The organism is Pseudomonas sp. NFACC05-1, assembly GCF_900100135.1.
Classification (GTDB): Bacteria; Pseudomonadota; Gammaproteobacteria; order Pseudomonadales; family Pseudomonadaceae; genus Aquipseudomonas; species Aquipseudomonas fluorescens_Q.
In genome coordinates this window covers 256133-275694 of the sequence record NZ_FMTR01000006.1, presented here as the reverse complement: position 1 = coordinate 275694, position 19562 = coordinate 256133, and the positions used below count along the sequence as shown (strand labels likewise).

The 19562-nt window shown below is 58.5% G+C and carries 19 protein-coding genes, 1 tRNA gene and 2 pseudogenes; 12 read left to right on the top strand and 10 right to left on the bottom strand.

Going from position 1 to position 19562, the window contains the following annotated elements; genetic code table 11:
* Positions 1 to 607: 607 nt before the first annotated feature.
* The 5 genes and pseudogenes from BLO97_RS32265 to BLO97_RS12725 all read left to right on the top strand — a co-directional run.
* A pseudogene (locus tag BLO97_RS32265) lies at positions 608 to 1870 on the top strand (HAMP domain-containing protein); the annotation flags it as partial.
* On the top strand, positions 1865 to 2770 hold the full coding sequence (locus tag BLO97_RS32260) for a methyl-accepting chemotaxis protein (RefSeq protein WP_371856169.1): 906 nt from the start codon (positions 1865 to 1867) through the stop codon (positions 2768 to 2770). The pseudogene BLO97_RS32265 and the gene BLO97_RS32260, both read left to right, overlap by 6 nt.
* A 131-nt stretch (positions 2771 to 2901) precedes the next feature.
* Positions 2902 to 3345, top strand: a complete 444-nt coding sequence (locus BLO97_RS12735; protein ID WP_175489843.1) for a DUF3592 domain-containing protein — start codon at positions 2902 to 2904, stop codon at positions 3343 to 3345.
* Positions 3346 to 3349: 4 nt separating this feature from the next.
* Complete coding sequence (locus BLO97_RS12730) at positions 3350 to 3937, top strand: hypothetical protein (protein WP_014340199.1); 588 nt, start codon at positions 3350 to 3352, stop codon at positions 3935 to 3937.
* A 106-nt stretch (positions 3938 to 4043) separates the two neighbouring features.
* The gene (locus BLO97_RS12725; RefSeq protein ID WP_092346096.1) at positions 4044 to 4421 is read left to right on the top strand and encodes a c-type cytochrome; all 378 of its coding nucleotides are present in this window, start codon (positions 4044 to 4046) and stop codon (positions 4419 to 4421) included.
* Positions 4422 to 4686: 265 nt separating this feature from the next.
* Here BLO97_RS12725 and BLO97_RS32255 read toward each other — a convergent pair.
* Positions 4687 to 4929, bottom strand: a pseudogene (locus BLO97_RS32255) (EamA family transporter); the annotation flags it as partial.
* A gap of 241 nt (positions 4930 to 5170) precedes the next feature.
* Between BLO97_RS32255 and BLO97_RS12715 the strand changes: the two are divergent.
* Both BLO97_RS12715 and BLO97_RS12710 read left to right on the top strand, forming a co-directional pair.
* Positions 5171 to 5914 carry an SDR family oxidoreductase gene (locus BLO97_RS12715; RefSeq protein ID WP_092149614.1) on the top strand — a complete coding sequence of 248 codons (744 nt, stop codon included), beginning with the start codon at positions 5171 to 5173 and terminating at the stop codon, positions 5912 to 5914.
* Positions 5914 to 6552: a cupin domain-containing protein gene (locus BLO97_RS12710; protein WP_092149611.1), complete on the top strand. Its 639-nt coding sequence runs from the start codon at positions 5914 to 5916 to the stop codon at positions 6550 to 6552. The genes BLO97_RS12715 and BLO97_RS12710 overlap by 1 nt, the downstream gene beginning before the upstream one ends.
* Here BLO97_RS12710 and gcvA read toward each other — a convergent pair.
* Positions 6541 to 7473: a transcriptional regulator GcvA gene (gcvA, locus tag BLO97_RS12705; protein WP_063324380.1), complete on the bottom strand. Its 933-nt coding sequence runs from the start codon at positions 7471 to 7473 to the stop codon at positions 6541 to 6543. The genes BLO97_RS12710 and gcvA overlap by 12 nt on opposite strands.
* A gap of 176 nt (positions 7474 to 7649) precedes the next feature.
* Here gcvA and BLO97_RS12700 point away from each other — a divergent pair, with 176 nt between their 5' ends.
* Genes BLO97_RS12700 through BLO97_RS12690 form a run of 3 tightly spaced genes read left to right on the top strand, consistent with a single transcriptional unit; the run spans position 7650 to position 9945 of the window.
* Positions 7650 to 8423, top strand: coding sequence for an SDR family NAD(P)-dependent oxidoreductase (locus BLO97_RS12700; protein ID WP_092223790.1), 774 nt, complete (start codon positions 7650 to 7652; stop codon positions 8421 to 8423).
* A 16-nt stretch (positions 8424 to 8439) separates the two neighbouring features.
* On the top strand, positions 8440 to 8775 hold the full coding sequence (locus tag BLO97_RS12695) for a carboxymuconolactone decarboxylase family protein (RefSeq protein ID WP_092149605.1): 336 nt from the start codon (positions 8440 to 8442) through the stop codon (positions 8773 to 8775).
* A gap of 48 nt (positions 8776 to 8823) precedes the next feature.
* Entirely contained in the window at positions 8824 to 9945 is a 1122-nt protein-coding gene (locus BLO97_RS12690) for a flavin monoamine oxidase family protein (protein ID WP_092223787.1), read from the top strand.
* Positions 9946 to 10090: 145 nt separating this feature from the next.
* On the opposite strand, the gene ychF is transcribed toward BLO97_RS12690, so the two are convergent.
* The 8 genes from ychF to BLO97_RS12650 form a co-directional block, all read right to left on the bottom strand.
* Positions 10091 to 11191, bottom strand: coding sequence for a redox-regulated ATPase YchF (gene ychF / locus BLO97_RS12685; RefSeq protein WP_092149599.1), 1101 nt, complete (start codon positions 11189 to 11191; stop codon positions 10091 to 10093).
* Between the two features lie 22 nt (positions 11192 to 11213).
* On the bottom strand, positions 11214 to 11798 hold the full coding sequence (pth, locus tag BLO97_RS12680; protein WP_003205533.1) for an aminoacyl-tRNA hydrolase: 585 nt from the start codon (positions 11796 to 11798) through the stop codon (positions 11214 to 11216).
* 166 nt (positions 11799 to 11964) lie between these two features.
* Positions 11965 to 12567, bottom strand: coding sequence for a 50S ribosomal protein L25/general stress protein Ctc (locus BLO97_RS12675; protein WP_014340196.1), 603 nt, complete (start codon positions 12565 to 12567; stop codon positions 11965 to 11967).
* Between the two features lie 143 nt (positions 12568 to 12710).
* The gene (locus tag BLO97_RS12670) at positions 12711 to 13652 is read right to left on the bottom strand and encodes a ribose-phosphate pyrophosphokinase (RefSeq protein ID WP_003205529.1); all 942 of its coding nucleotides are present in this window, start codon (positions 13650 to 13652) and stop codon (positions 12711 to 12713) included.
* A gap of 47 nt (positions 13653 to 13699) precedes the next feature.
* Positions 13700 to 13774: transfer RNA gene (locus BLO97_RS12665), tRNA-Gln, on the bottom strand.
* A gap of 37 nt (positions 13775 to 13811) precedes the next feature.
* The gene (gene ispE / locus BLO97_RS12660; RefSeq protein WP_092149596.1) at positions 13812 to 14663 is read right to left on the bottom strand and encodes a 4-(cytidine 5'-diphospho)-2-C-methyl-D-erythritol kinase; all 852 of its coding nucleotides are present in this window, start codon (positions 14661 to 14663) and stop codon (positions 13812 to 13814) included.
* Position 14664: 1 nt separating this feature from the next.
* Complete coding sequence (lolB, locus tag BLO97_RS12655) at positions 14665 to 15282, bottom strand: lipoprotein insertase outer membrane protein LolB (protein ID WP_003205525.1); 618 nt, start codon at positions 15280 to 15282, stop codon at positions 14665 to 14667.
* Positions 15283 to 15286: 4 nt separating this feature from the next.
* A complete protein-coding gene (locus BLO97_RS12650) occupies positions 15287 to 17011 on the bottom strand; it encodes a tetratricopeptide repeat protein (RefSeq protein WP_092346072.1) in 1725 nt (574 codons plus the stop codon).
* 172 nt (positions 17012 to 17183) lie between these two features.
* On the opposite strand from BLO97_RS12650, the gene hemA reads away from it, so the two are divergent.
* Positions 17184 to 18473, top strand: coding sequence for a glutamyl-tRNA reductase (hemA, locus tag BLO97_RS12645; RefSeq protein WP_063324386.1), 1290 nt, complete (start codon positions 17184 to 17186; stop codon positions 18471 to 18473).
* Positions 18470 to 19552 carry a peptide chain release factor 1 gene (gene prfA / locus BLO97_RS12640; RefSeq protein ID WP_092346070.1) on the top strand — a complete coding sequence of 361 codons (1083 nt, stop codon included), beginning with the start codon at positions 18470 to 18472 and terminating at the stop codon, positions 19550 to 19552. The genes hemA and prfA overlap by 4 nt, the downstream gene beginning before the upstream one ends.
* Positions 19553 to 19562: the final 10 nt, after the last annotated feature.

Below are 19562 nucleotides of genomic sequence, written 5' to 3'. Positions count from 1 at the left end.
AGAATCTCCCTATCTATGCGGAAGAAGGCGTTCGAGCGTTGTGCCTTGCTGGGCGCGCATGGAGTGTAGCCCGGCGCCCATATCTTGCCTGAGCCCTCCCTTTTGCGCGGTGGTGGCCAGTGCCGTGCAAGGAGTGAGTCCAAACTTGAAACGCTGTGAATCTTGTACTTGATGAGTACGTTGCTGTTGCGACTAAAGTATTGGTTTGTATAAGCCTTAAGTGGGTATTTGTATAAAGGTTGGTCGTGTTAATTTGCTGTTGTGGTTAATGGTTGGAAGGGAATCTGCAGCATTATTCAAGGGTGACCCCTGTGGTGACTGAAAAAGCAGGTTTTCACATTCTTTCCAGCTATCGCCCTTATTGTCCCGGACATAAGGCCTTCGATTCTTGGTTTGATGACCTCTTCTGCGCTGCGGGCGGACAGGGGTTGCGCCCCCCACCTGCCATATTGAAATTCTTATAAAGAGCTGTATCGCCAAGTTCTTCCAAGGTGTTTGCCTCGGGGACGGCGTAGCAGCCGTAATCGATTGTCATGCCGTGTCGTGCATACGTTAGATGCTGCCGTCTTTTGACGTTGGCCATAAATAGAATCAGGCGGGGAATGATATGAAGTTCAAGTCATTGCAGGCACGCATTTGTGTCACGGCAGGCGTATGCCTGTTTGTTTCATCCATCAGCCTGATTGTCTACGGGCTCTTCAGCGCCCGGGCCAACGAGCAATATGTTTCGACCGAGGTCAGCGCACTGGTTGAAAAATCAGCGATCCGGGAAATCCAGAACCTGGCCGAGTCCCGGGCCAACGCCATCCAGGCCAAGTTGCAGAATGCGCTGGATGCAGCCCGCACCATGGCCAATGCCTTTGCCGCCAGCAAGGCCTCGCAAAGCCCCCTGGCGTTGGGCCGTGAACAGATCAACAGCGTACTGCTCAGCGTCCTCAAGGATAACCCGGACTTCAACGGCACCTATTCCTGCTGGGAACCGAATGCGTTGGACGGGCAGGATCCGGCGTTCCGCAATGCAGAGGATGGCAATAACCCGCTGACCGGGCGCTTCACGCCTTACTGGACGCGCAGCGCCGATGGCCACGTCGCGGTGCAACCATTGGTCGAGTATGACTCCCCGGACCGTCATCCCAACGGTGTGCCCAAGGGCGGCTGGTACAGCGGCCCGCGCGACACCCTCAAGGAAAGCGTGCTCGACCCCATTCCTTATGTGGTCCAGGGGAAAAACGTCTGGCTGACCACCTTGTCGGTGCCCATCGTATCCAACGGCAAGTTCTACGGTGTGGTCGGGGCTGACTTCGATATCGCGTTTATCCAGAAACTCAGCGAGCAGATGTCTGCCGATCTCTACGGCGGCAAAGGCACGGTTTCGATCTTGAGTAACCAGGGCTTGGTGGTCGCGGACAGCCAGCGGACCGACCTGATTGGCCAGCCGATCAAGGCGTTGTTGCCGAACTCATGGGAAAAAGTGCTCCGCGATATCCAGGGCGGTCGGGGTGATGGCCTGCTCAATGCGCAAACACAGAACATCGAAGTGCTGATGCCCATTGCGCTCGGTCGCACGGGCAAGCCCTGGGCGGTGTTGATTCGCCTGCCCAAGGCTGTGGTCATGAGCCAGGCCATCGCCCTGGAGCAGGAACTGCAAGCGCGCAGCCTCAACAACAGCATCTGGCAGGTATCGGTAGGGTTGGTCATTTCGTTGTTGGCCCTGGCTGCCCTGTGGTATGCCGCGGCAAAAATCGTTGGGCCGATTCGCGAAGCCGCCGCCTTGGCCGCCACCATCAGCCTGGGGGATTTCTCTCGTCGCCTGGTGCAGAAATCCGAAGATGAAGTCGGGCAGTTGTCTGTGGCCCTCAACGACATGTCTGAAAGCCTGCAACGGCAGGTGCGGGTGGCCGAGCGTATTTCCGAAGGTGACCTGGATCTGGAGGTCCGCTTGTCTTCGCCCCATGACACCCTTGGCAAGTCATTGGAGAAAATGGTCAGCAACCTGAACCAGCTGATTTCCGAGGTTCAAATCAGCGCCACCCAGATCACCGGCAGCTCGGCGCAGGTTACCGACTTGAGTCAGTCACTCTCGGACGGAGCTTCCAATTCCGCCTCGTCCATCACCGAAATCAGCGCGGTGATGACGCAGATGGCCGCCCAGACCCGGGACAATGCCGCCAACGCCAAGAAGGCCGATGAGCAATCCCAGGCCTCGCGGGCCGATGCCGGGGAAAGCGACAAATTGATGAGCGAACTGATAGCCGCCATGGCCGAAATCGACAACTCGGGCAAGGACATCACTGCGATCATCACCACCATCGACAACATCGCCGCCCAAACCAACCTGCTGGCCTTGAACGCGGCGATCGAGGCTGCCCGGGCGGGTGAGCTTGGGCGCGGTTTTGCCGTGGTCGCCGATGAAGTGCGTAGCCTGGCCGCCCGCAGTGCCGAGGCCGCCCAGCAGACTGCCGCGCTGATCGCCGATTCATCGAGCAAGACTCAGCGTGGCATGATCATCGCCGGCCGGACCGCCGAATCACTGAAGAACATCGTCAGTGGAACCAGCGCGGTTTCCAACCTGGTTTCGCTGATCTACCAGGCCTCCAGCGAGCAGGCTTCCGGCTTGCAGCAGGCCAGCATCGGCTTGGAACAGATCGATGAAGTGACGCAGAAAAACCAGTCGAATTCGCAAGAGTGTGCAGTGGCGGCCAAGGACCTTTCAGAGCGAGCTTCCCTGATGCAGCGGGTGTTGGGACGCTTCAAGGTCAAAAGAGGCTAATGGGCATCCGTGGCGAGGGCGGAAATTCCCTCGCCACGGCGATCACAAACCTCGAATGAACCGCATTACGACATAGCAGGCTTTTTGTTATCCTCCCCGCCTTCTTTCATGGACGAATACCGGGACAAGCTATGGCTAACAACCCCCCGTCACGCACCGGGACGATACTGCTGGGCCTGCTTTTTGCGCTGATCGGCATTGGCTTGCTGGGCATTGCCGTCAATCTCACCCTCGACCGTCGCGACTTCCTCGCCCGGGCACAGACCGCCGATGGCATCGTCAGCCACTTGAATGCCGGTGGTTCGCATCCCGAGATCGCCTTCACCACCATCAGTGGTGAAAAAATTTCCTACCCCCAGGGCGGGTTTATCTTCGGCTATCAGAAGGACCAGCCGGTGCGGGTGCATTACCTGCCCGAGCAGCCGACGGCCAGCGCCATCGTCGATGCCCCGGCGGCACTGTGGGGCACTTCCGGTGTACTGGGTTTTATCGGACTGGTGTTCACCCTTGTCGGCCTGCTGAAAGCCACCCGCCAACGCGGTCGCGATGCGGTTCATTCACATAAAGGACTTTGAACGTATGAGCTACAACATCCCACTCCCGGTTAATGAAAGTCGCTGGCAGTACCAGACCGCTAGCGGTGGTGGCCTGACCGTGGTCATGGTGGCGGGCAGTGGTGGCTCGATTATCCTGCGCTCGCCCCAGGGCGAAGACGTCAGCTACCGTTATGGCGGGGTCGGTGTGGGTGTCGGGTTTGGCGCCAGGCTGCCGCGTTTCGGCAAGATCAATATCCAGATCAAGGGCAAGGGTGTGGCTGCGGCCGGTGCGGCAGAGGCGTTTCCCAGCACTGGCAAGGTGTTTGTCAGCGACGCCCTGGTCGACCGCGACCTGACCAGTGACGATATCACCGGCCCTTGCATGTATACCGAAGTGGGCGTGGGCTTGGGGATCGGCGGTTCGGCCACGGCCCTGCTGTTCGGGCTCGATCCCAAGTTGCTGGCGTTGTCGGTGGCCCTGAGCTCCAACCCGGCAACCTCGCTCATCGCTTCGACCACGGTCAACCGGCAACTGGCGCGCTCGGCCAAGGGCGCGGTGGTCATGGCCGGGGTGAATGCTGGCCTGCAGGCCGGTGGTGGCGCGGCGATCTACATGGGCTATCTGTTCTAGTCGGATTGTGCGAGCGGACAACAATCCCGGCATCTAAAACCTGTGGGAATGAGTTTGCTCCCGCAGGGAGTTGCGCCCATAAAAATTGGTATGTGCCGAAAGCATCATGAAAATATTAGTCATCGCTTCGCTAGGGTTTTTATCGTTCATTCAAACATCACTGTCCTTTGCGGATAATGCCAATGGGAAAAATCTCTATTTACAGAGATGTGCCATGTGTCATGGGGCAGATATCAAGGGGACAGGGCCGTTGGCTCATAAGAGCAATCCTCCTACGCCTGACCTTACAACGTCCGCTTTCAAGAAACGACTGAGTGATTATCCGGGTGTCATTGTGTCGTCGATAATACTGCGACCCAATGGGGATTTGATTCCGAGGACCTTGCGAGAGAATGGTGTGAAGCTACCGCCGCATTCTTGGAGCGTTAAGGATTTTCGCGATTTGAATCAGTATATGGGTGGCGTGATTTCAAAGAGCCGATGATCTCTGGGTGCGATAGAGACGGTTTGGGAGGGTGTGTGTATCCGTTTCTGCGGTAAGGGCTACTGGCGGCCGATACTGGCAAGAAGAATCTAATAAGCCTCATGCAGGCTGCCCATGCGTGATGGTTCGTATGGATCAATTGCCGTGGTGACGGTTCGCCGGCAAAGCCAGCGCGACGCCCCCCAGTACCACGGCTGAGACCATCAACAAGCGGATCGACATAGGCTCGCTCAAGAGCCAGACGCCCCCCAGCGCAGCAATGATGGCCACCCCTCCAGCTACCGCCGATGCTTGGACGAGGATTACGACGCCTGATCAAGAGCAGCAGAAATACCCCGCCACTGAGCAACCGAATCGCCGTGAATGAATCGGGGTCAATTTGACCGTTCATCAGTGCCTGGCGGCAAAAAATCGAATTTGCTGCGAAGGCAACCAGGCATAGAATCGCCTGCAATGCCCAGATCGAACGGCTGGTTTCATTGCGGTCTGGGTCAGTTATCGCAGTCATCAGGCAAACGCTCCAACCACTAGAAAAACTTTACTGACTTGCTCTGTAGTTGCCGAAATTGAGTTCAACAATTCAGAGCTAATAGAATCTTTGGAGATCAGTAGGGTTCTCCACAACGAAGATTTTCTATGTCGGATGCGTAGATTTAATCAGTCGCGATGCGGCGTTTGTTTTCACACCATGACTTCATTCGAGCTGAATGCACCCCCCTACATAGCCCAGCTCGCAACAGGAGTCTTATATGCTCACCGGTAAAACGGCGTTGATCACTGGCGGTAACTCAGGCATCGGCCTGGCCACGGCGAAGGTGTTTCTGGCTCACGGTGCGCGCGTTGCGATCACCGGCCGCGATGCGGATAAATTGGCGGCGGCGCGCAGAGAGCTTGGCCCAGGTGTTATCACGTTGGTCGCTGATGTAAGTTCAAGCGAGCAACTCCGGCAAATGGCGAAGGTTGTCGAGCAGGAGTTCGGCGGCTTGGACATCTTCTTCGCCAATGCTGGAGTCGCGTTTGGAACGCCGCTGTCCAGCACGACCGAAGAGCAGTACGACAGGCTTATGGATATCAACGTGAAGGGCGTTTTCTTCTCGGTACAAGCCATTGAACCGATCATGCGCCCGGGCGGCTCTATCATCCTTTCCACATCCTGGCTCAATCAGGTTGGTGCTCCGGGCCGGACGCTGTTATCGGCTTCCAAGGCTGCTGTCCGCTGTTTCGCGCGTACCCTCTCGGCAGAGTTGTTGGAGCGCCGCATTCGAGTCAACGCGGTCAGCCCCGGTGCTATCGAAACCCCGATTCACCATCAGCCAAACCAAAGTGAAGAGGAGTACCGTGCTTATGCCGAGCGAGTGGGTGCGCAAGCGCCCATCGGCCGTATGGGGCGCGCTGAGGAAGTTGCGGCGGCGGTGCTCTTTTTAGCCAGTGATGCTTCAAGCTACATGCTGGGTGCTGAAGTAGTCGTCGATGGTGGCAGGGCAGAGTTGTGATGAAGGAGCTTGTTAACGACGACCGCCAAAAAAGGGCAATTGTGCATAGCTCTACGCTGCCATGGATTCATAGCCCGATCGCAGGAGTGGATCGGCGCCCTTTGTATCGGGTCGGTGGCGAACAGGCGCGGGCAACTTCAATGGTGCGGTACGCTCCCGGCAGTGCGTTCAGCGCGCATGTTCACTCGGGCGGAGAGGAGTTCCTGGTGTTGGAGGGTGTCTTTGAAGATGAGCACGGCCGATATCCCGCAGGTACTTATGTACGTAATCCTCCTGGCAGCCGGCACGCTCCAGGAGCGAGCTGCGGCTGCACAATCTTTGTTCGCTTGCGCCAGTTCCATCCCGCAGACCGGCACCCGGTAGTCTTGCGTATTGGAACTCAAAACAATCAGCTTCTGTACGAGAGTGAGCATGAGCGCGTCTGGGTGGAGGCTATACCGGCTGGAACCCAGCAGACTCGAGCTAATCACAGAGGACTGGAGTTGCTGGTGCTGGAGGGCGAATTGATAGGCGAAGGTTTCCTGCTGCAACCACTCAGTTGGTTGCGTTTACCGCAGGGCGAACACTTTGTGGTGAAAGCGGGCACGCAAGGTGCTCGTGTCTGGATCAAGGATGCTTCGCCAGATCTAGGCGTGTGATCCGGCTTGCTCTGCCTCGGCAATCAACCAGTCCCGGAAGGCTTGGATTTTCGGTAGTTCACTGCACTCAGCGCGGTAGACGACGTAATAGGCCTGGGTCAACGGGCAGTCCAGCCCTTTGTCCGCAAACGGCCGTATCAGGCGGCCCGTCGACAAATCATCGCGCACCATCACGCTGCGGGCGAGCGCCAAGCCTTGGCCGTCTATCGCGGCTTGCAGGACTGAAGCCGAGTTGTTGATCCGCAATCCGTGGTCAGACTTGATGTGCGTAAAACCAGAGGCGTCCAGCCACATTCGCCACGTGGGATAGTCACGATCGTTGGCCATGGATAGATCATGGATCAGCGTGCAATCGGCCAAAGCCTCGGCTATCAGCTTGCCGTCCTTGAGCAGAGGGAAGTCGGGCGCGCAGACGGGGAACATCACCTCATCCATCAAGTGCACGGCGATGAGACCTGGCCACTTTCCTGCACCGTATCGCACTCCGACATCGATGCGCTCGACCTGAAAATCCACGGATCGAGCGTTCGTGTCCAGCAGTACATCCAGATCCGGGTGGTCCTGCTGAAAGCGCTCGATTCGTGGCAGTAGCCACTTGGATGCGAAGGCCGGGCTCACCGTGACCGTAAGCCCGGCATGTACGCTGGCATCCTTTAGCCGGGCGAGACCAATCGACAGCCGATCAAACCCCTCTCTGATATCCGGCAAGGCCACTCGGGCGACGTCCGTGAGCATCAGGCGCGCAGTACCGCTACTCGCGCGCGTGAACAGGGAAATACCCAGCCACGACTCCAAGTTACGGACCTGTTGCCCCACGGCGGCTGGCGTGACGTTCAGTTCGGCGGCGGCTGCGGAGAAGCTTTGGTGCCGCGCGGCGGCTTCGAATGCACGCAGGGCGTTTAGATAAGCGGGAGTGGTCATTGATAGTTTTTCTATCTCTTAAAACAAAATCTTCTGCGTTGTCGCTGTGAGCGCAGCCGTGAAGAATGCACACCAAGCCAACGGATTAGTACCCAGAAGATAGCAGAAAAAGGGTCAATTCCAAGGTGTAGTTGTTTCTCACCCCTTGCGCTCAGTGTCACTGAGGAGATCAAAGCATGAATAGTTTTTCTAACAAGGTTGCGATTGTTACCGGCGGTGGTTCAGGCATTGGTAAGGAAGTAACCAAACGGCTCGTTGAAGCGGGCGCCAGTGTTGTCATCGGTGGTCGAGATGCTGTGAAACTGGCCCAGGTTGCCCAGGAAATTGATGCCTCGGGTCAAAAGGTCCGCTTTCATGCGGGGGATATCGCCAAGCCTGCCACCGCGCAAGCACTGGTTGACCTCGCAGCGAGCAGCTTCGGCGGCGTAGACATCCTCATCAACAACGCCGGCATCTTCAGCCCTAAGCCATTTCTTGAGGTGAGCCCGGAGGAATATGACGCGTTTCTGGACATTATCCTCAAAGGCAAGTTTTTCATGGCCCAGGCTGCGGCCAAAGCCATGCTGAAGCGCGGCGGCGGCGCAATCGTCCAGACCGGTTCTTTGTGGGCGATCCAGGCCATCGGCGCGACGCCCTCGGCTGCCTATTCCGCCGCGAATGCGGGCGTCCACGCCCTGACTCGCAACTTGGCGCTTGAGCTGGCCGGCTCCAACATCCGCATTAACACGGTGGCGCCCGCAGTGGTTGAAACTCCGGTCTACGGGACCTTCATGGACGCTGATCAGGTCAAGGAAGTCTTACCGACCTTCAACGCTTTCCACCCGCTTGGCCGCAACGGTCAGCCAGCAGATGTGGCCCAAGCGATGTTGTTCCTCGCCTCGGATGAAGCCTCGTGGATCACCGGCACTGTATTGCCAGTCGATGGCGGCGTGACTGCCGGTCGTAACTAATCGGGAGAGATGCAACATGATGAACTGGAATGAGTATTTTGCGGGCCTGATGGGTAACGTCAGTGAGTTCGCCAAACTGGCCCCGGAAACCATGCGTGGCCTCCACACCATCGGCAGCGCCCCGGCTAAGCACCTGGAGCCGAAGATCCATGAGCTGATCGCCTTGTCCGTGGCAATCACCACACGTTGTGACGGCTGTATTGCCTCCCACGTCCAGGCTGCGCTCAAGCATGGTGCAACCCGCGAAGAAATTGCTGAAGCGCTGGGCGTAGCCATCTCGCTCAATGCTGGGGCGGCACTGACTTACACCGCGCGGGTATTCGATGCCGTGTCTGCCTTCGAGAAACACTGATATAACTGGGCGCCGGATGGCGCCCTTTTTTCGTCCCGGAGGGCACCCATGACTACACAGAAAATTGCCATCATTGGAGGAGGTCTGGCTGGTGTTTATGCAGCCTATCGCCTTCGTGGTCTTGGCATAGACTTCGATCTGTTCGAAGCACAAGGTCGACTTGGTGGAAGAATTCTTTCAACGGAGGTGGGTGGCTTTGATCTCGGGCCGACGTGGTTCTGGCCAGACTGCCAGCCTCGCATGCAAAGCCTGGTCGAGGAGTTGGGCTTACCTACGTTTCAGCAACACGAAGAAGGGGATGCGCTGGTAGAGCGCTGGGCCACTGATCTGGTTCGTAGAGAGGGGTATCGCTCGGGCAACGTTTCGATGCGTATAGAAGGGGGAACAGGCCGCTTGGTTAAAGCGCTCGCGGCTTCATTGCCACAAGCATCTGTCCACGTCGATGCAGCGCTGACGGACATCCAAATCGACGATCAGGCTATACGCTTAACGCTCTCTGAAGGCCGAGTTCACTCTTCGATTTACTCACAGATTTGGCTGGCTATACCTCCTCGGCTAATAGGGAAAATTCATTTTACGCCGCCCCTCTCTCGGCAAAAATTGCAGCAGATGAACAGCATGCCGACATGGATGGCGTCACACGCTAAATACGTTGCACGATATGCCAGGCCATTCTGGCGTGAGCACGATCTCTCGGGCGATGCGTTCAGCGGTGTTGGCCCACTAGGTGAAGTTCACGACGCCTGTAATGAAAGCGGGGCAGCACTCTTCGGTTTTCTAAGTATGAATGCGGCTCGACGCCAAAGCATGAATATGTCGGATTTGAAGGCGTTATGCCGGGAACAACTGAAGCGTCTCTTTGGCGATGAAGCGCTCAATCCAATTGAGGACTTCATACACGACTGGGCAACCGATCCATTTACTGCGACAGACGAGGATCAGGTTTCGCTGGGGTGGCACGGACGGCATGAGTTCACGCTGTCGCTCGATTCACCATGGAGCGATATATTTCATTTGATCGGCAGCGAGGTAGGTGGCGATCAAGGCGGCTACATGGAGGGCGCATTGGCAGCCGTCGATAAAGCACTGGGCGAGCTTATCAACAGCGACATTCGTACTGGATTCGGTTTGGAGGAGCAGTTAGGTCGAAAGCACAACTGTACGGGCTGAATGTCGGTTATGTGAATCTCTACTGGCAACGCTCGGATCTCAATGGATGGGGATGGTGGGGCTTAGACGCGAACCCCCCGTATCGCTTAACGATGACGGGGGGGGCTGAGGTCCATCAAGTACCGTGGAGAGCCACGGAAAACCGTCAGACGTTAAAGCGGAAGTGCATCACATCACCGTCCTTGACGATGTACTCCTTGCCTTCCAGACGCCATTTACCAGCCTCCTTGGCACCCGCTTCGCCCTTGTACTGGATGAAATCGTCATAGGCGATGACTTCGGCGCGGATGAAGCCTTTTTCGAAGTCGGTATGGATCACGGCCGCGGCTTGTGGCGCGGTGGCTCCGACGCGAACGGTCCAGGCGCGGACTTCTTTTACGCCAGCGGTGAAGTAGGTCTGCAGGTTGAGCATTTCATAGCCGGCGCGAATCACGCGGTTCAGGCCGGGTTCTTCAAGGCCCAGGGCCTCCAGGAACATGTCCTTTTCTTCGCCATCTTCAAGCTCGGCGATTTCCGCTTCGATCTTGTTGCAGACCGGTACGACCATCGCGCCTTCTTCTTCGGCGATGGCTTTCACCACGTCCAGCAGCGGGTTGTTCTCGAAGCCGTCTTCGGCAACGTTGGCGATATACATGACCGGTTTGGTGGTCAGCAGGTGGAAGCCGCGGATGATCTGTTTCTCATCGGCGCCCATGTTCTTGATCAGGCTGCGTGCCGGCTTGCCCAGGGTGAAGTGAGCGATCAGTTGCTCGAGCAGGGCTTTCTGGGCGACGGCGTCCTTGTCGCCCCCCTTGGCATTGCGAGCGACTTTCTGCAGCTGTTTTTCGCAGCTGTCGAGGTCGGCGAAGATCAGTTCCAGATCGATGATCTCGATATCGCGTTTCGGGTCGACGCTGTTGGAAACGTGAATCACGTTCTCGTCTTCGAAGCAGCGGACCACGTGGGCGATGGCATCGGTTTCACGGATGTTGGCCAGGAACTTGTTGCCCAGGCCTTCACCCTTCGAGGCGCCAGCCACCAGGCCGGCGATGTCGACGAATTCCATGGTGGTCGGCAGCACGCGCTCCGGGATCACGATGGCCGCCAGGGCGTCCAGGCGTGGGTCGGGCATCGGCACGATGCCGCTGTTCGGCTCGATGGTGCAGAAGGGGAAGTTCTCGGCCGCGATACCGGATTTGGTCAGGGCGTTGAACAGGGTGGACTTGCCGACGTTAGGCAGGCCGACGATGCCGCAATTGAATCCCATGGTGTTTCCCCTCGGATAAGTGTCAGGCCTTCTGGCTGTGCAGGTTTTTCATCGCGCGGTTCCATTCACCGGCGAGGATATCCGGCAGCACGCCGAGGGCGAAGTCGATGCTGGCATCGAGTTTTTCCTGTTCGGCGCGAGGCGCACGACCCAGGACAAAGTTTGAAACCATACTGGCAACGCCTGGGTGGCCGATGCCGAGCCGCAGGCGGTGAAAGGTATTCTGATTACCCAGTTGCGCGATGATGTCGCGCAATCCGTTGTGACCGCCATGGCCGCCGCCTTGCTTGAGCTTGGCAACGCCCGGAGGCAGGTCGAGTTCGTCGTGGGCCACCAGGATTTCTTCAGGCTTGATGCGAAAGAAACCGGCCAATGCCGCTACGGCCTGGCCGCTGCGGTTCATGTAGGTGGTGGGAATCAACAGGCGAACATCCTGACCCTGGTGCGAGAAGCGACCGGTCAGGCCGAAATACTTGCGATCGGCTGCCAGGCTGACGCCTTGTGCTTGCGCGATGCGCTCAACAAAAAGGGCCCCTGCGTTATGCCGGGTCTGTTCGTATTCAGCGCCTGGATTTCCCAGGCCAACGATCAGTTTAATGGCAGTCACGATAGGGGCCCTTCCTGGAGTGTGGATAACGATGTCGCAATCAGGCGGTGTTGCGGCAATGGACGAAAATGGCGGATTTACCGTTAAGTAAACTTCGCGTTCTCGCCCGCTGTCTCGCTACGTTCCAGTCCGCGATGTTTCCGGCCACTCCGGCGACAGAGTGAAATTACTCTGCAGCGCCTTCTTCAGTAGCTTCTGGAGCAACACGTGGAGCGTGGACGTTGGCAACAGCCTTGTCATCGCCGTGTGCCAGAGCAACAAACTCAACGCCTTTAGGAGCCTTGAGGTCGGACAGGTGAATGATCGTGCCGACTTCGGCGTTAGCCAGGTCGACTTCGATGAATTCAGGTAGGTCTTTCGGCAGGCAGGTCACTTCGATTTCCGAAACAACGTGCGAAATTTCGCCGCCTTTCTTGATCGGAGCAGCTTCACCAACGAAGTGCACAGGCACGATAGCGGTCAGTTTCTGGCCGGCGACTACGCGTACGAAGTCAGCGTGCATCACGTGGCCTTTGGCCGGGTGACGTTGCAGGGCCTTGATCACGACGTTCTGCTTGGTGCCGCCGATGTTCAGCTCGATGATGTGGCTGTAGGCCGCTTCGTTTTCGAGCAGTTTGGCAACTTCTTTGGCCAGCATGCTGATGGACTCAGGGGCTTTCTCGCCACCGTAGACTACAGCTGGAACCAGGCTTGCGAGACGACGCAGGCGGCGGCTCGCACCTTTCCCCAGGTCGGAACGCACTTCAGCATTCAGAGTAAAATCGTTCATGTTGTATCTCCAAAGTAACCACATTCACCCCAGCGCTTGCGACCAGCGCTTAAGGCGATATGGGCAAAAAAGCCCCGCCCCGACAGGTAATGCCGGGGCGGGGCGCTTTTCGTCAACGAGATGTCCTGGAAAGGGCAGGGCCCTTAGCGGAACATCGCACTGATCGATTCTTCGTTGCTGATGCGGCGAACCGCCTCGGCAACAACCGGTGCGATATCCAGTTGGCGGATACGCACACAGGCTTGTGCTGCAGCGGACAGCGGGATGGTGTTGGTGACCACCAGCTCGTCCAGCACGGAATTTTCAATGTTCTCGATCGCTCGACCCGACAGCACAGGGTGTGTGCAGTAGGCAAAGACCTTGGCAGCGCCATGCTCTTTCAGGGCCTTGGCCGCATGGCACAGGGTGCCGGCGGTATCGACCATGTCATCGACCAGAATACAGGTGCGCCCTTCGACGTCGCCGATGATATGCATCACTTCGGAGTGATTGGCTTTCTCACGGCGTTTGTCGATGATACCCAGATCCACGCCCAGGGATTTGGCAACTGCTCGTGCACGCACGACGCCGCCAATGTCCGGGGACACGATCATCAGGTTTTCGAAGCGCTGATCTTCAATATCATCCACCAGGACCGGGGAGCCGTAGATGTTATCCACGGGAATATCGAAGAAACCCTGAATCTGGTCAGCATGCAAATCAACCGTGAGGACACGGTCGATGCCGACTACGGTCAGCATATCAGCCACGACTTTTGCGCTGATTGCCACACGTGCGGAACGCGGACGGCGATCCTGACGGGCATAACCAAAGTAAGGAATAACAGCAGTGATACGAGTAGCCGAGGAGCGACGGAAGGCATCAGCCATCACGACGAGTTCCATCAGGTTATCGTTGGTCGGGGCGCAAGTCGGCTGAATAATGAAGACGTCTTTACCGCGAACGTTTTCATTGATCTCGGCAGTGATTTCGCCGTCGGAAAACTTACCGACAGAAATGTCACCGAGAGGGATATGCAGCTGACGTACAACACGCCGAGCCAGATCGGGGTTAGCGTTCCCCGTAAAGACCATCATCTTGGACACGCGCAGTACCTGAAGGCTGAGGGTATACCTGGATGAGTATAGGAAAATGGCAGGGGCGGCTGGATTCGAACCAACGCATGGCAGGATCAAAACCTGCTGCCTTACCGCTTGGCGACGCCCCTGTATCTGTTGCTGCGAGTGCCCAGCACTCGATTCCTTTTAGAGCAGGTCTTGCAGCTTGCGATGCAACATCGAAACGTTGCTTCCTTTTGCTACAAACCCTGTAAGGGTCTCTGTCAGAAGGGCCGAGACTTTATCAGCTTCAGCTTTGCTTGGGAAGCCCCCAAACACACAACTTCCAGTTCCGGTGAGTTTTGCTTCGGTAAATTTACCTAACAAATTCAAAGCGTTACGAACATCTGGATAACGCCTTGCTACCACCGGTAAGCAGTCATTTCGACTGTTTCCCTTGGGAACGGGGCGCACTTTAATGGGAGGAGAGTTACGTGTCAACAGTGGATCTGAAAAAATTTCTGCTGTACTTACAGAGACTTGCGGCACCAGTACCAAGTACCAGGGTTCTTCAGGGTCCACCGGGGTGAGTTTTTCCCCTACGCCCTCAGCGAAAGCGGCGTGGCCACGCACGAAAACCGGCACGTCGGCGCCCAGTGTCAAGCCCAGGGCGGCCAGGCGATCCGCGTCCCAACCCAGCTGCCACAAGTGGTTGAGACCGAGCAGCGTGGTAGCCGCATTCGAGCTGCCGCCACCGATGCCACCACCCATGGGCAGGATCTTGTCGATCCAGATATCGATGCCCTGCGTACAACCGGATTGCGCCTGGAGTTTTTTCGCGGCCTTGACGATCAGATTGTCGTCGTGGGGAACACCTTCGAATTCGGTGTGCAGGCGAATCACGCCGTCGTCGCGTACGGCAAAGGTGATTTCGTCGCCGTAGTCCAGGAACTGAAAAATCGTCTGCAACTCGTGGTAGCCGTCCGGACGACGACCGAGGATGTGCAGCATCAGGTTGAGCTTGGCCGGGGAGGGCAGGGTCAGGCGTGCGGCGCTCATGTCATTGCCCCAGCTTGCGCGGCTGCCATTGCTTGATCACCAGCGTGACGTCGAGGTTGCTGCCGTGCAGCTTGATGCGTTCGGGCAGCCAATAGCCGTTCTGCTGGGCATAGCTTAAGTACTCGATCTGCCAGTCATCCTGTTCCAGGTTGGACAGGCGGCTGTCGGCATCGAGGGTCAGACGGCTTTTGCTGTCCGGTGCCGGCAGCCCGCGAACCCACCAGGTTAGGTGGGAAACCGGCAGCTTCCAGCCCAGTTGTTCTTCCAGCAACGCTTCGGGCGTGGGTGCCTCGTAGCGTCCCTGGTTGGCGACTTCCAGCGATACCTGGCCCGGCCGACCGGTCAGGCGGGCCGCACCGCGACCCAGTGGGCCCGACAGGCGGATGTCGTAGTAGTCCTGGCGTTGCAGCCAGAACAGCGTGCCACTGCCGGAGTCTTTCGGGGCGCGAATGCCGATCTTGCCGTCGATCTGCCAGCCGTCGAGGCCGCTCAGTTGTTGCTTGTGCTCGCGCCATTGGGCCTGGTTGCCCTGGCCCTGGACGGATTCACGGGCGCCGAAGCCCGCGCAGCCGGCGAGCAGGGCAATGAAGCTGAAAACGATGAGATGGCGCAAAAACATAATCTTAAAGAGTCTCGGATCCGGTCAGGCGTTTGATGGTGCTGCGCAAAATGGGACTGTCGGGCTGGTCCTTGAGGAACTTGCTCCAGATCTGCCGGGCTTCGCGTTGTTTGCCGTTGGCCCACAGGACCTCGCCCAGGTGAGCGGCGACTTCCTGGTCGGGGAAGCGCTCCAGGGCCTGGCGCAACAGGCGTTCGGCTTCGTCGAGATTGCCCAGGCGGAAATTCACCCAGCCAAGGCTGTCGAGCACCGCTGGGTCTTCCGGATTGATCTGGTGGGCCTGTTCGATCAGCAGCTTGGCTTCGTCATAGCGGGTGGTGCGATCCGACAACGTATAGCCCAGGGCGTTGAGGGCCATGGCGTTGTCCGGGTCACGCTGGATGATCAGGCGCAGGTCTTTCTCCATCTGGGCCAGGTCATTGCGTTTCTCCGCCAGCATGGCGCGGGTATACAGCAGGTTCAGGTCGTCCGGGTACTGCTTCAAGGCTTGTTGCAACACGTTCCAGGCCTTGTCGCCCTGGTTGTTGGCCGACAACGTTTCGGCTTCGATCAGGTACAGCTGGATGCCGTAGTCCGGTTGGGAGTCGCGTTGCACCGCGAGGCGGCTCTGGGCTTCGGTGGTCTTGCCATTGCCGATCAGGATATCGGCCTGGCGCAACTGCGCCGGCAGATAGTCGTTGCCCGGGCCAACCTGGGCGTACTCGATCAGTGCGCTCTCAGGGTCATTGCGTTCCTCGGCGATGCGCCCCAGGTTCAGATGGGCCGAGTCGACGTGGCTTTCCCGGGCGATCAGGTCCTCCAGGTAACCCTTGGCCTCTTCCCAGGCCTTGGCTTCCAGGCAGACCAGCGCCAGGGAATAGCGCAACTCGTCGTCTTCCGGGTATTGCTGGACCAGGCTGGAGAACTCCACCTTGGCGTCGTCCATGCGGTTGTTTTCCACCAGCATGCGGGCGTAGGTGAGGCGCAGGCGTTTGTCGTCCGGGTATTTCTTGATGCTTTTTTCCAGCAGCGGCAAGGCTTCGTCGCCGCGGTTCAAGCCTTGCAGCAGGCGGGCACGCAGCAGGATCGGCGCCACTTCGCCGGCTTCCGGCGGGTTGTCTTCCAGCAGCGTGAGGGCGCCCTGGGTGTCGCCATCCTGTTGCAGCAGCAGGGCCTTGCCGAAAATCAGCTGGCCGTTATTCGGGTGGCGCTGCAACAGGCGATCGAAGCTTTTCATCAGGCCGTTGCGGGTTTCCTGGTCGGTATCGGCGGCGGACAGGGCCAGGAAGTCGAAATGGGTGTCGCCCTTGCCCAGCAGGACTTTCTCCATATAGACCATGGAGTCGTCGTAGCGCCCGGCCCGGGCCAGTTGCACGGCGGCGGCGCGCTGCGCTTCCAGGTCATCGGGGGCATTCCTGGCCCAGATCAGCGCGGTATCCAGCGCGGGCTGGTCGGCGCCCAGGTATTCGGCAATGCGAAATGCCCGCTCGGAGATTCCCGGGTCCTGGGTATTGATGGCCTGGGTCACGTAGTTGTCCAGCGCAATGTCGAAGCGATTGCGCTGGCCTGCCAGTTCGGCGCTCAACAGGCTGAAGATGGTTTCTTCGCTGAACGAGCCGTAGACCTTGGGTTTTTCAGGTGCCTGCACGCTGTCTTCGACCGGCGGCGTACCGTCCGTCGAAACGGGGGCCATGGACTGGCAGCCGCTGAGCAAGGCAAGGGCGAGGAGCAACGCGGAAGATCTATTCATATAGGAAGAGGACGACTAACCTGCGGTCGGATCATCATGACACAAGCCTTGGGTCAAACATAACCGCCCCGTCGATTTACAAGCCAGGGCAGGGCGATAGAGATCGAGTGGTTGTTCTGAATCTGACGAAGTAGGACAATTGCCGGCTTCACGTCACTATCAGCGACCTTGAATGGCCTTCCTTGCACTCGGTATTAACCACAAGACTGCTTCAGTAGACGTCCGCGAGCGCGTGGCCTTTACGCCTGAGCAACTGGTTGAGGCCCTGCAGCAGCTCTGCCGACTCACCGACAGCCGCGAAGCTGCGATCCTCTCCACCTGCAATCGCAGCGAGCTTTATATAGAACAGGATCACGTTTCGGCGGATTCGATTCTGCGCTGGCTGGCCGACTATCACGACCTGAGCCTCGAAGAACTGCGCGCCAGTGCCTATGTGCATGAAGACGATGCGGCCGTTCGTCACATGATGCGCGTCGCCTCGGGCCTCGATTCGCTGGTGTTGGGCGAGCCGCAGATTCTCGGCCAGATGAAGTCGGCCTACGCTGTGGCCCGCGAGGCCGGCACCGTCGGTCCGCTGTTGGGCCGTCTGTTCCAGGCCACCTTCAATGCCGCCAAGCAAGTGCGCACCGACACCGCCATCGGCGAAAACCCGGTATCCGTGGCGTTTGCCGCTGTCAGCCTGGCGAAACAGATCTTCAGCGATTTGCAACGCAGCCAGGCGCTGCTGATCGGCGCCGGTGAGACCATCACCCTGGTCGCCCGCCATCTCCACGACCTGGGGGTCAAGCGCATAGTCGTCGCCAACCGGACCCTGGAGCGGGCCAGTACCCTGGCCGAGCAGTTCGGCGCCCATGCGGTGCTGTTGTCGGACATTCCCGCGGAGCTGGTGCACAGCGACATCGTCATCAGTTCCACCGCCAGCCAGTTGCCGATCCTTGGCAAGGGCGCGGTGGAAAGTGCCCTGAAACTGCGCAAGCACAAGCCGATTTTTATGGTGGACATTGCTGTCCCCCGGGACATCGAGCCGGAAGTCGGCGAGCTGGACGACGTGTATCTCTACAGCGTCGACGATCTGCACGAGGTGGTCGCCGAGAATCTCAAGAGCCGACAAGGCGCGGCCCAGGCGGCGGAAGAGATGATCACCATCGGCGCCGACGACTTCATGGTCCGCCTGCGCGAGCTGGCGGCGGTGGATGTGCTCAAGGCCTATCGTCAGCAGAGCGAACGCCTGCGCGACGAGGAGCTGCAAAAGGCCCAGCGCCTGCTGGCCAACGGCGGCAGTGCCGAAGAGGTGCTGGTGCAACTGGCTCGCGGCCTGACCAACAAATTGCTCCACGCCCCCAGTGTCCAGCTCAAGAAGCTGACCGCCGAAGGCCGCCTCGATGCGCTGGCCATGGCCCAGGAACTCTTCGCCCTCGGTGAGGGCTCACCGGATAGCTTTTCGGATAAAAAACCGCAATGAAAGCGTCACTGCTCAACAAGCTGGATATCCTCCAGGACCGTTTCGAAGAACTGACCGCCTTGCTGGGCGACGGCGAAGTCATTTCCGACCAGAACAAATTCCGCACCTATTCCAAGGAATATGCGGAAGTCGAGCCGATTGTCGCCACCTATAAACAGTTGCTCAAAGTGCAGGACGACCTCGAAGGCGCCCAGGCGCTGCTCAAGGACAGCGACCCGGACATGCGTGAAATGGCCGTGGAAGAAGTGCGCGAAGCCAAGGAGCAGTTGCTCGAACTGGAAAGCAACCTGCAACGCATGCTGCTGCCCAAGGACCCGAATGACGGGCGCAACGTGTTCCTCGAGATCCGTGCCGGCACCGGCGGCGACGAGGCGGCGATTTTTTCCGGCGACCTGTTCCGCATGTATTCGCGTTATGCCGAGCGTCGCGGTTGGCGGGTGGAGATCCTGTCGGAGAACGAAGGCGAACACGGCGGCTATAAAGAAGTCATCGCCCGGGTCGAAGGCGATAATGTCTACGGCAAGCTGAAATTCGAATCGGGTGCCCACCGTGTGCAGCGTGTGCCGGCCACCGAATCCCAAGGGCGTATCCACACCTCGGCTTGCACCGTGGCGGTATTGCCCGAGCCGGACGAGCAGGAAGCCATCGAGATCAACCCGGCGGACCTGCGGGTCGACACGTACCGTTCCTCCGGCGCGGGCGGCCAGCACGTCAACAAGACTGACTCGGCGATCCGCATCACGCACTTGCCCTCGGGCATCGTGGTCGAGTGCCAGGAAGAACGTTCCCAGCACAAGAACCGCGCGCGGGCCATGGCCTGGTTGTCGGCCAAGCTCAACGACCAGCAGACCAGCGCCGCTGCCAATGCCATCGCCAGTGAGCGCAAATTGCTGGTGGGCTCGGGGGATCGTTCCGAGCGGATCCGTACCTACAACTTCGCCCAGGGCCGGGTCACCGACCATCGCGTCAACCTGACCCTGTATTCCCTGGACGAGATCCTTGCCGGCGGGGTCGATGCGGTGATCGAGCCGTTGCTGGCCGAATACCAGGCCGACCAGCTGGCGGCGATTGGCGAGTAAGCACAGGTGA